Annotated in this window: 6 protein-coding genes; 5 read left to right on the forward strand and 1 reads right to left on the reverse strand. The window is 46.7% G+C overall.

Annotated elements, in window-relative coordinates:
• Nucleotides 1-154: 154 nt before the first annotated feature.
• The 3 genes from ACTRWF_RS16880 (at nucleotide 155) to ACTRWF_RS16890 (ending at nucleotide 5,321) form a co-directional block, all read left to right on the forward strand.
• On the forward strand, nucleotides 155-1,294 hold the full coding sequence (locus ACTRWF_RS16880) for an efflux RND transporter periplasmic adaptor subunit (protein WP_278384092.1): 1,140 nt from the start codon (nucleotides 155-157) through the stop codon (nucleotides 1,292-1,294).
• Nucleotides 1,294-4,440, forward strand: coding sequence for an efflux RND transporter permease subunit (locus tag ACTRWF_RS16885; RefSeq protein WP_012516997.1), 3,147 nt, complete (start codon nucleotides 1,294-1,296; stop codon nucleotides 4,438-4,440). The genes ACTRWF_RS16880 and ACTRWF_RS16885 overlap by 1 nt, the downstream gene beginning before the upstream one ends.
• Nucleotides 4,441-4,604: 164 nt before the next feature.
• On the forward strand, nucleotides 4,605-5,321 hold the full coding sequence (locus tag ACTRWF_RS16890; protein ID WP_012516998.1) for a DUF2982 domain-containing protein: 717 nt from the start codon (nucleotides 4,605-4,607) through the stop codon (nucleotides 5,319-5,321).
• Here ACTRWF_RS16890 and ACTRWF_RS16895 read toward each other — a convergent pair.
• A complete protein-coding gene (locus ACTRWF_RS16895) occupies nucleotides 5,318-8,446 on the reverse strand; it encodes a 7TM diverse intracellular signaling domain-containing protein (RefSeq protein ID WP_462835915.1) in 3,129 nt (1,042 codons plus the stop codon). The two genes, ACTRWF_RS16890 and ACTRWF_RS16895, sit on opposite strands and share 4 nt — an antisense overlap.
• A gap of 317 nt (nucleotides 8,447-8,763) precedes the next feature.
• Between ACTRWF_RS16895 and parC the strand changes: the two genes are divergently transcribed.
• Nucleotides 8,764-11,049 carry a DNA topoisomerase IV subunit A gene (parC, locus tag ACTRWF_RS16900; protein WP_278384085.1) on the forward strand — a complete coding sequence of 762 codons (2,286 nt, stop codon included), beginning with the start codon at nucleotides 8,764-8,766 and terminating at the stop codon, nucleotides 11,047-11,049.
• Nucleotides 11,050-11,112: 63 nt separating this feature from the next.
• On the forward strand, nucleotides 11,113-11,652 hold the full coding sequence (locus ACTRWF_RS16905) for a heme NO-binding domain-containing protein (protein WP_462835916.1): 540 nt from the start codon (nucleotides 11,113-11,115) through the stop codon (nucleotides 11,650-11,652).

The following is an 11,652-nucleotide window of genomic DNA, read 5'->3' on the forward strand; positions in this document are numbered from 1 at the left end:
CGACCTTGCTTTTTTATCGTAGGCAATGCACTTCTCACTATTTGTTAAATATTTATATATCAAACTGGACGGTCTAGTATTAATATACTAGCATAGCTCAATAAGTATGCAAATGTGGTCTAGAGCGTGCTCTAGAATAGTTAAGGGATTCATTATGTCAGCTGCGGCGTCGCCTGCTAAAAGTGGCAAGCTAATACTCGTTATTTCTATTGTCGTGTTTATTGCAGCTCTGGTTGTACTTCTTATGACCGCAGGCTTAGGCAACGCAACGCAAGCCCCAGAAGCACGATTGCCTGTTGCCGTATCCACAGGCACCATCAAAATACAATCGGGTTTCGAAACACCAATTAATGTCTTTGGCCTGGTTGAATCGCCTAAAGCTGCATCCCTGTCTTTTGACGTGGCGGGTCAAGTCACCACACTACTTGTTGAAGAGGGAGATGTGGTTAGCCAAGGCGACATCTTAGCGCGACAAGATTTACAGCGCCTCAATGCGAGAAAGCGCGAACTTCAGGCCTCTCTTGAACGCGCTAACGCCGACCTGGCACTTGCTCAAGTTAACAGTGATAGAACGACATCACTGGTTGAGAGAAAGCTGGAGTCAGCGCAGCGTCTTGACGAGGTAAAAGCCAGCCTGAATGTCGCAAAAGCGCAGGTTAGCGAAATCAAGGCTGCGCTGAATTCCCTTAATGTTGAAATGCGCAAAGCCACACTTATTTCTCCTTTTGACGGCGTAGTCAATCGCCGTTTTTTAGATGAAGGCAGTGTCGTAAACGCTGGAAGCCCTGTGTTTGGGCTCACTAGTATCGAGAACTATCAAGCGCGGTTTGCTGTTCCAGCCGACGTTATTGATCAGTTTGAGGTGAATGAGCCCGTTCTTGTAAAAGTCGGTGACATAAACGTAGCAGGTACTGTCACGCAGCGTCTTCCCATTCGCAACGTGCAAACCAGAACTGTTGATATTCTTGTCACATTGAACAGTAACGAGCGAGTTCGACCTGGCGATATGGCTATTTTATCTGGCTTTCGTTCTCATACAGAGACCGGAGCTTGGTTGCCAGTTAATGCGTTAAGTAACGGGTTACGCGGGTTGTGGCGTGTGTTTGTATTATCAAATAAGAAAAATACCACCCTAGAAGCGCGTATTGTTGAAGTGGTGTATACCGACGGCAATAATGCGTTTGTTCGCGGTGCGCTCAAAGACGGCGAAATTTATGTCAATGAAGGCACTCATAAGCTGGCTCCCGGGCAAATGGTGTCTATTCCAAGCCAGCATAAAGCTGGGGCGCGCTAGTGAAAACCTTCAACTTTGATAAAGACAAATCGTACCCGTGGTACACGCTTTTTTACCGCCGAGGACACCTGTTGGTGTTAAGCCTGCTTATTCTTATAACCGCTGGCCTTTCCGCCTTAGGCTCACTTCCACGTATAGAAGATCCACGAATAGATACCCGAAATGCACTTATCATAACGCAATATCCAGGTGCTTCAGCTGAACGAGTAGAAGCCTTAGTGAGTGACGTACTTGAAGATAGGCTAAGGGAAATCTCCGAAATTAAGGAAGTAAAGTCTACCTCTCGCGCAGGTATTTCAATCATTTTAATTGAAACGCAAGACTGGATTAACAATACCAGTAACGAGCAACTTTTCAGTGAAATTCGCGATGCGATTGGGGCGGCAGCGGAATTATTCCCGGAAGGTGCAATGGCGCCTATCTTCGATGAAAAGCGCGGGGCTACCGCATTCACCTTACTGCTTTCTGTTCGCGCCGAACACTTTGAAAATACACCTATTACGCTAACCGCCCGCCTAGCCCAAGAGCTCACCGACAGGCTGCGTAACGTAAGTGGAACCGAATTGGTTCGCGTCTATGGCGCGCCTGAAGAGGAAATAAGCGTTAATATCGACCCAATTAAACTTGCAGCCACCGGCCTCAACCTGCAGCAGGTCAGTGCGTTAATTCGTCGCGCCGACCCTAAGCTTCCCGCAGGCATGCTAAACACACAACAAAGCAATTTGCGTTTTACCGTGGGTGAGGGGCTTAACGGCGTAAATATGATTGCTTCAATTCCTTTGGTTAACCAGCAAGGCCGCTATTTACGTGTCGAAGACGTTGCTACGGTAGAGCGAGGCTACAAAACGCCACGCAATGAAGTGGCCTTTTTAAACGGTGAAGAATCAATTTTTGTTGCGGCGCGAATGCAGCCTTCTCTTCGCTCGGATGTATGGACGAAAAACGCGCTAGCGGTGGTGGAGCAGTTTAACCGGGATTTTAGTGGTACTTTAACGGCCACTGTGGCGTTTGAGCAAAATGAGTACACCGCCACTCGCCTAGCCGACTTATCTATGAATCTGTTGATGGGTTGTGCAGTAGTCATGCTGGTTATTTTGCTTTTCATGGGCTTTCGCGCTGCGTGGATTGTGGGGCTTGCATTACCTTTGTGCGCGGCGTTTGCGTTATTTTCGTTAAGTTTTTACAACGAGCAAATTCACCAGATGTCTATTTTCGGCATGATCATCGCCATCGGCTTGCTTATAGACAACGCGATTGTTATCACCGACGAGATACGCATTAATTTGCAAGATTCGAATTTAACGCGGGTTGGGGCTATGGCGAAAAGTGTGTCTCACTTATTTGCTCCCCTTTTAGCGTCAACCCTTACCACTATCTTGGGCTTTATGCCTATCTTTTTGCTAGACGGAAACATCGGTGATTTCGTAGGGCCAATTGCGATAAGCGTGGTCATGGCATTAATTGGTTCGCTGTTCATTTCCCTTACGATAATTGCTGCGCTTGCCGCCCGTTTCTTACCAAAAAACGATGGTGAATCTGCACAGGGTATGGCGTCGCAATCATGGTGGAAAGTGGGCCTTCAAGCACCGAATCTCAGTCTTGCGTTTAAACGGCAGCTTGGCCGATGGATTAAACAGCCTGTTTTAGTGCTGTCTGTTATCGCAGTGCTTTGCTTGTCGGGGTTCGTGCTATCGGGAACCTTAGCCAACGTGTTCTTCCCAAGTGCAGACAGAGATCAGTTTGAAGTGTATTTGTGGACGAAAGAGGGAAGCAGTCTCGACAATACCACCGCCTACGTTAAAAAAATTGATAGCGCGATACGCGCAGAGCAAAGTGTAAAGCAAGTAAGTTGGCTGGTGGGCGGCTCGGCCCCTTCAGTGTATTACAATCAAATGATGACCCGCGATAACATGCCGTATTTTGCTAATGCGGTGGTATCGACTGATACCGTAGAAGATGCGGTCAACCTTGTAGGCAAGTTACAGCGAGACCTTGATATTGCCTATCCGAAAGTACAAATTGTTGTTCGCGCCTTTGGTCAAGGCCCGCCTATAGCGGCGCCGGTGGAAGTAGAGATCTTTGGCCCAGACCTTAACATCCTAAACGACCTAGGGGATAAGGTGCGCATGTTAATGTCACAAGTAGACGGTATTTCCCAGTCAACTGCCAGTATCTCTATGGGCGAGCCAGAATTAAAAATTAACGCTGATAGCGACAACTTATCGTATTTAGGTTTGACTCTGTCTGAACTTGCCAATCAAATGCAGATTAACTTTTCGGGAATAACTGGCGGCTCGGTGTTAGAAAGCACAGAAGAGATCCCTGTTCGCGTTAGGCTTGATGAGGCATTTAGGCAAAATGTAACGGGCGTCGATGCTATGCCTATTCCAGTGGCCGGTAACAACGCTATTTCTTGGTCGCCGCTTGCCGCCGTGACGCATTTGTCGCTACAGCCTGCTACTAGCAGTATTACCCGGGTCGATGGAGAGAGGCTAAATAGAATTCAGGCATTTTTATTACCCGGCGTACCGGCCATAGATGCCAGTAATCATTTGCGTGACTTGTTAGAAAGCCGTCTCATTCTGCCCGAGGGCTATCGAATTCACTTAGCGGGAGATGCCGACGAGCAACAGCAGGCGCTAGGTAAGCTTGCCACCTATGCTCCGGTGCTATTGGTGTTGATGGTAACCACGTTAATCTTAACGTTTACCAGTCTTCGTTTGGCTGGCGTTATTGGCCTAGTGGCCATACTGTCGGTGGGGTTGGGTATGTTTAGCTTATGGATTTCTGGTTTACCCGTAGGCTTCAATCCGCTACTTGGCTGCGCCGGGCTTATTGGTGTTGCTATTAATGGGTCTATCGTGGTGATTGCCGCGATAAACGCCAACCCAAAAGCGAAGCAGGGCGACACTAAAGCTATTGTTGAAGAAACCATGAGCTGCAGCCGTCATATTCTGTCGACGACCTTTACCACGGTGGGGGGCTTAATTCCTTTATTACTCTTTAGCGAAGGGAGCTTCTGGCCGCCGTTGGCAGTGGTGCTGGCAGGGGGCGTTGGGTTCTCTGTGATATTGTCGTTAGTTTTTACCCCTACCATAGTGGCGGCGTTTCAAAGATATCGATATAGAAATCACACATTGGCATAATTTTACGGTTAAACTATCCCTTTTTACTAAACGTATAAGTTAGGCTTATTAGCGTATGCGAAAATCAAACCCCTTATTGCGCTGGTGGCATACTGACTGCGTAAAATGTAAGCGCATAAGACTTTATATCGTTTGGGCCATAATTATGTTGGTGGTGTATCTCTATGTCTGGCACTAGTGTTGAACCTATCTATATTCGAGCAGCGTCTAAAAGTAACGGCATTACCAGTTTAGTGCTGGGATGCGTGGGGCTTATTGCTGCCGCGTTATGGCTGGCTTTCTTACCCGATTGGTTATTTTTAGCGGGCATCTTCCTAACCAGTGCGGCGCTCGTGTGTTTATTAGTCGGCTACTTCAAAATTCGCGAGCCAGACTACAGCTTAGAGATTGCGAAAGACTACATCACTTATCGCCACCGTTTAGGCAGTTGGCGCATCCATTGGGAGAACTTACAGCGGGCCGATTGCCCTCGCGTTAGGCATGGTTTAGACCATATCCCTCTTGAAACCATAGGGTTTAAGATTAAAAGTTATACAGACTTTTTAAATACCATTTCGCCAAGACTAGCGACCCATTTGTTGATGGAGCAACGGCCTTTGCTTATGCAAAATACCGATGAAAACTGTGCCTCAGGCAGTTGCTATGAACAATCGATGTTTGATGATAAACAGTACGTTATGGAAGACGGCACCGTTATAAAAGGGATTAAAGCTATGCTGGCTCATCGCATGGTTGAGCTAAGAAAGCGTCTTGGTTTTGATATTTTTATTGCCAGCTCAGAGCTTGACCGCGATGTGGGTGAATTCGCCGCACTTATAGCCCAATGCCAACAGGCGAGGCAGAGTATTGAAACGCAGGCTACGGTGCACGTTCAAGATTAGAACGTGCCATTATGGTTGATGCTTTCTCTTATCACCTTTTTGGCTTCTTCGAGTAGGGCTGGTAAATGTTCATCGACCATGGCATGTTGTCCTAATTTAAGCGCGCTCTCAGTTTCATTGGCCAAATGTTGCATTCTTGGTAGACCCGTGTAGCAACACGCGCCGTGAAGCTTATGCACCTCTGCTTTAAGCGCGTTGTAATCTTTTGCGTTCCATAGTGCTGAAAGGGTATCGATCGTCTCTGGAAGCTGCGCAATAAAGCTATCAAGCATCTCTTTAGCCGTATCCTGATTCTGATTGGCACGCTTTAAGGCAAGCTGCCAGTCGATAGAAGGGAATACAATCTCTCCCGGCTCAATACTGTGGCACCACGATTTAATTAAGGTGATCAGCAGGTCAACTTCTATGGGCTTAGGCAAGTAGTCATCCATTCCTGATGCCAGCAGTCGGTCTTGCTCTTCTTTGAACGCATGGGCGGTTACTGCCACAATAGGGGTGCCCATATTTAATGGCGATTTTCTAATTTCTCTGGTGGCCTGCACGCCATCCATACCCGGCATTTGCACGTCCATTAAGATAAGGTCAAATTCTTGTGTTTGGCACTGATTTACTGCGTCTTGCCCATTGATGGTAGTAATCAGCTCAATAGGGGAGTGGTCAAGCCAAGTATGTAGGAGCTTAAGGTTCATTTCCATATCGTCAACGGCTAAGACCTTCACTTTGGGCAAGCTTCCAATTTTCTCAATCATCGCATTTTTAGCCGGTGTCACTTTACAATGAACCAAACTATCGAGTTTAGTTAACGTCATTGGCATGCGCACTTGTGAATGGAAGTGTTGCGAGAGGCTAGGGTATTGAGCGAATGGCTCTGGACCCGAGTACCAAAGAATGCGTTTTTGCGCGGGGAACTGAACAAAACGGCTAAGGTATGCATCTCGCAAGCTCATTTTGCTTACGGGCACGGCGGCCATAAAGAAATCATATTGACCAGTAAGTGTAGCCAAGTAATCTAGCGATTCTACCGAGATTACCTGCGCCCCCAAGATAGACAACATGTTAGCGCTTGCACGACGCGTTGCAGGCACGGGGTCAAAGATAACCACTTTTTTGCCTAGCCAGTCTTCATTGCTGCTTAGTGCGTATTTTTGACTTAACTGGGTCATACGAAGAGAAACGATAAACGTTGAGCCTTGGCCAAGTGCGCTTTTAAGGGTTAAGTCGCCGTTCATTAAGCGCACTAGTTCCCTGCTAATAACCAGCCCTAACCCCGTACCTTGGTAGTTGCGATTCAAGGCATCATCAACTTGCGAAAACGCGTTAAACAGCTTCTTTCTATCTTGGCGGCTAATGCCTATGCCCGTATCTTCGATAGTCATATTCACTTCGTGGATACCGTGGGGTAGTGCGCGGCCTCTCACTGAAAAGGTTATTGTACCGCTTGATGTGAATTTTAAGGCATTGCTTAGCAAATTGTTCAGCACCTGCTTGATGCGAAACACGTCGCCAATGAGTTTTTCAGGCAGCGGATGTAAATCAAAAACAAACTCAAGGTGTTTACTGTGAGAAGACTTCGCCATAATGGTGACCATTTCTTCTAGCAGTTTGTTAGGGGAGAAAGGCTGGTTATTAATGGTTAACTTACCCGCTTCAATCTTGGAAAAATCTAATACGTCATTGACGATAGTGAGCAGGTTATCGGCGGCGGTATTTACTATTCTTACTTGCTCTTGCTGATCCGTGGGCAGTGAAGCATTATTCAATTCTTTGCTGAAGCCTAAAATGGCATTGAGGGGCGTGCGAATCTCATGGCTCATGTTGGCAAGGAACTGAGACTTAACATTACTGGCTTTGATCGCGTCTTTTCGCGCAATATCTAAGCGGGCATTTTGTTCTTCAATAAGCTCAACATTGTTGCGCAGGTCATTGGTGGCCTGTTCGACTTCGCTTTCAAGCTGGCTTCTGCTCTTTTCCATAAGGGCGAACGAGAAGAGGCCGGCTTCAAGGAATACCCCTACTTGGAAACAGTAAGTGGTAAAGTCGTTGGAAGGGAGTACACCGATAAGGCTTAGCATTCCCACGATAGCGCCGGTGGCAAGCATACCCCATGCGAAGATGAAGTACCGGGCCGGTTTGAAGTTATTAAAGAAGGCTTCAAAGCCCGCATAGATATAGCTTAAAATGGCAACAAGCCCAACGCCATACACTAAATTGTTTTTCCAAATTGAAGGCAGTAGGTCAACGAAGCAAATAAGGCCGGTTAGCCCTTGGCAAACCAATAGCAATTTAATAATGGGGTGCGCAGTAGGGGAATGGCTATTCGTCTCCAAAAATGTCATGGTAAAGACCCCAGAACTTATACCAATAATCACAAAGATAAGCTCGGAATGACCGACTAGCCAAGAGGGAATTCCTTGGCTAAATACAAGCTGGATATGGCCGCCCCACACAAACTGCCATAAAAGCACCGCACCAATATAACCCACATAAGCAATCAGGCTTTTCTCTCGAACACCAAAGAAGAGGGCTAAATTGTAGATGGCGAGGATAAGTAACCCTCCATAAAAAAAGCCCCACAGCATACTGTCGGCTTGGAAATAGCTGCTGTGAATAGGCTCTGCCTGAATGCGAAGTGGTGCGATTAAGCTAGATGAGCGGCTTTCAATGCGGATGTATAGGTCGACGGCGTCGCTATCAGACAGTTCAATACGAAAGGTCGGGACGCGAAAACGCTGCTCTTTTTGCGCTTTTCCCTGGTGACTTTGTTTTATGACTTTACCGTTTTTAACCAAATAAAAGTCAACGCTATCTAGTTGACTGAAGTTAATTGTAAATACCCAATCTTCTTCATTTGATACATTGGCTACAGAGGTAAGCAACCACATACCGTTGTTGCGAAAGCCAAAGTTAGGATTGTCGTGGGGATGCATCAAAAAGTCGTTTCGGCGCCTCGATACATCGCTAATGGTAAGTTGGTAGTCGGTTTCAAATAAAAAGTACAGTGAATCAGACAAGTCTAGCGTACTTTCTTCATCGAAAAGTTGCTCGATATGCTGAGCATAAGCAGTGGAGGCTAAGCCGCTAGCTAAAAAAAAGAAAAGAAAAAAGAATACGCGAAAGATAGCCATGATTATCTGTACTTTTAACCGTTTAATTAGGATTTTTTGTTATTTTGGGATTGAATAGTGAAGGGCAAAATTCAATCTTCCCTATTTAACCACTCTCTTTGAAGAATAACAAAACAAACACTTATGCCGTAAATTGGGGTAAATATACTCAGCCAAAGCCGCGACATTTGGTTTGAAAGATTGCACACCATTGCGCTTTACCCCACAATAGCATTTAACGCTTCCGTGCTTTCACCTAGTGGTGCGCTAACAACGCGTGGAAGACCGCCGTATTATCACGAGCGCATTGGTATTAATAACAAAACGAAAAAATTATCATGAGTGACGAGATCATCATTAATCGCGATGGGGTAGAGCAACTTCCTCTTCGACGCTTCACCGAAGACGCTTATCTTAACTATTCCATGTACGTCATCATGGACCGGGCCCTGCCGCATATTTCTGACGGTTTAAAGCCCGTTCAGCGCCGCATCATTTATGCCATGTCTGATCTTGGCTTAAACGCAAGCGCCAAATATAAGAAGTCGGCCAGAACCGTCGGTGATGTATTAGGTAAGTTCCACCCTCACGGCGACTCGGCGTGCTATGAAGCTATGGTGCTTATGGCGCAGCCCTTTTCGTATCGCTATCCGCTGGTGGATGGCCAAGGGAACTGGGGGGCACCAGACGACCCTAAATCCTTTGCTGCCATGCGTTATACCGAAGCCAAGCTATCTCGTTTCGCCGAAGTCTTGTTAAACGAACTAGGCCAAGGCACGGTCGACTGGGTACCTAATTTCGATGGTACATTAGAAGAGCCAAGCGTTTTGCCTGCTCGTCTCCCCCACATTTTGTTAAATGGGGTAACGGGGATTGCGGTAGGTATGGCGACAGATATTCCGCCGCATAACGTTAGAGAGTTAGCTAATGCCTGCGCAATGCTGTTAGACAACAGTAAAGCCGAATTAAGCGATGTCCTTGCGCATGTAAACGGGCCAGACTACCCAACTGAAGCGGAAATCATTACGCCGAAGGCTGATATACAAAAGCTTTATGAGACAGGTAGAGGCTCTATTAAAATGCGCGCTGTATATAGTGAGGAAAGCGGTGACGTGGTAATTACAGCACTACCGCACCAAGCCTCGGGCGCAAAAATTCTCGAACAAATAGCTGCCCAAATGCAGGCTAAAAAGCTGCCTATGGTCAGCGACCTTCGCGATGAATCTGACCACGAAAACCCAACTCGATTGGTTATCACGCCTCGTTCAAATCGCGTTGATGTGACCCAGCTAATGCAGCATTTATTCGCTACAACCGACCTTGAGAAAAATTATCGGGTAAATCTGAACATGATAGGGCTAGATGGTCGCCCTCAGGTTAAAGATTTGCGCACCATTTTGACAGAGTGGCTTCAGTACAGAAAAGATACCGTAACGCGCCGCTTGCAATACCGCCTCGATAAAGTACTGGCTAGACTTCACATCCTTGAAGGTTTGTTAATTGCGTTTTTGAATATCGATGAAGTTATCGAAATCATTCGAACCTATGACAAGCCCAAGCCAGAGTTAATGTCTCGCTTTGGGCTAAGCGATAAACAAGCTGAGGCTATCCTTGAGTTAAAGCTTCGTCATTTAGCCAAACTAGAAGAAATGAAAATTAAAGGTGAGCAGGATGAGCTTGCCGCAGAGCGGGATAAGCTTCAGCAATTGCTAGGTTCAGACCGCCGTCTTAAAACACTCATTAAAAAAGAAATTCTCGCTGACGCTGAAAAGTATGGTGATGATAGGCGATCGCCTATTGTGGAACGCGGTGAAGCGAAAGCTTTGTCTGAAAAGGAGCTGGTGCCGGCTGAATCGGTTACCGTTGTGCTTTCAGAAAAAGGCTGGGCACGCTGCGCGAAAGGGCACGATATTGACGCAGAGGGTTTGAGTTATAAAGCCGGTGACGGTTATTTATCTAGCGCAGAAGGCAAGAGTAATCAGCCCGCGGTATTTATGGATAGCTCGGGGCGCACCTTCTCGTGTGATGCACATGGGCTGCCATCGGCGCGCAGCCAAGGGGAGCCACTAACGGGGCGCTTTAGTATTGTCGGCGGTGAGTCCTTCCAGCATGCCATTATGGCACAAGACGACAGTAAGTTTCTGGTAGGTTCCGACGCCGGCTATGGCTTTGTTGGAACGTTTAAAGATATGGTGAGTAAAAACAAAGCGGGTAAAGCTTACCTATCGCTACCCACAGCGGCAAAAGTCATGAAGCCCACCCCCGTGACTAACCCTGATACCGACTGGTGCTTAAGTATTTCAAATGAAGGGCGCATGCTGATGTTCCCACTGCGTGATTTACCAAGCTTAGGCAAGGGTAAGGGTAACAAGCTTATTAATATTCCATCGGCGAAGTCACAGTCGCGAGAAGAATACGTCAAAATACTCACTGTAGTTCCGGATGGGGCGGCCATAAAAGTAGGTGCGGGTAAACGAAATATGACGTTAAGCGCTGAAGACCTGACCCATTATCAGGGGGAAAGAGGTAGAAGAGGGAATAAACTACCTAGGGGGCTACAGCGGGTTGATACCGTAGAAGTGGTTGTCGCTGACAAGGGTGAGGCGCCCGAAGATTTGGCATAAAGTTTAAGTTGTTCTTATGCTTAGGTGAACTACACTCAATTAAGGATTAAATGAGGATTTTACATGCTAGGCATAGTTTTTACGTCGTTAATCGATATGCTCGAGGAAAAAGTATCTCCTGAGTTCGCTGACGATGTCATCATGGAAGCTGAGTTAGAAAACGACGGCGCTTATACTGCAGTGGGCTACTACCCGTTTGAAGAAATGCAACGCTTACTTGGCGTGCTGGTGGAAAAAACGGGTAAGTCTGCTTATGAACTTTTATACGATTTCGGCTATTACCTGTTCGGCAAGCTTGCTGCAGTTCACCCAGATGTGTTAGCAAATACGAATGGCATGCTCGACATGCTGATGCACCTTGACGGGGATATTCATGTTCAAGTCAAAAAACTCTATCCCGATGCCGACTTACCCCGGTTTAAAGTACTCTCTCGCACCGATACCGCTATGCGATTACAGTACTATTCAGAAAGAGAGTTATACCCCTTAGCTGAAGGTTTGATGGACGCCGCAGCCGCGCACTACAACTGCAAGCTAGAGCGGGAAACGCACCAACTTGATACGCCACATACTTACGAATTTAGTATTTCTCTCGTTTCATAG

This window comes from Alteromonas sp. G5_S2_22_S1 (assembly GCF_054968525.1).

Coding starts and splice junctions, on each gene's coding strand:
- ACTRWF_RS16880 (WP_278384092.1), top strand. CDS start 155: ATGTCAGCTGCGGCGTCGCCTGCTAAAAGTGGCAAGCTAATACTCGTT.
- ACTRWF_RS16890 (WP_012516998.1), top strand. CDS start 4,605: ATGTCTGGCACTAGTGTTGAACCTATCTATATTCGAGCAGCGTCTAAA.
- ACTRWF_RS16905 (WP_462835916.1), top strand. CDS start 11,113: ATGCTAGGCATAGTTTTTACGTCGTTAATCGATATGCTCGAGGAAAAA.
- parC (WP_278384085.1), top strand. CDS start 8,764: ATGAGTGACGAGATCATCATTAATCGCGATGGGGTAGAGCAACTTCCT.
- ACTRWF_RS16895 (WP_462835915.1), bottom strand. CDS start 8,446: ATGGCTATCTTTCGCGTATTCTTTTTTCTTTTCTTTTTTTTAGCTAGC.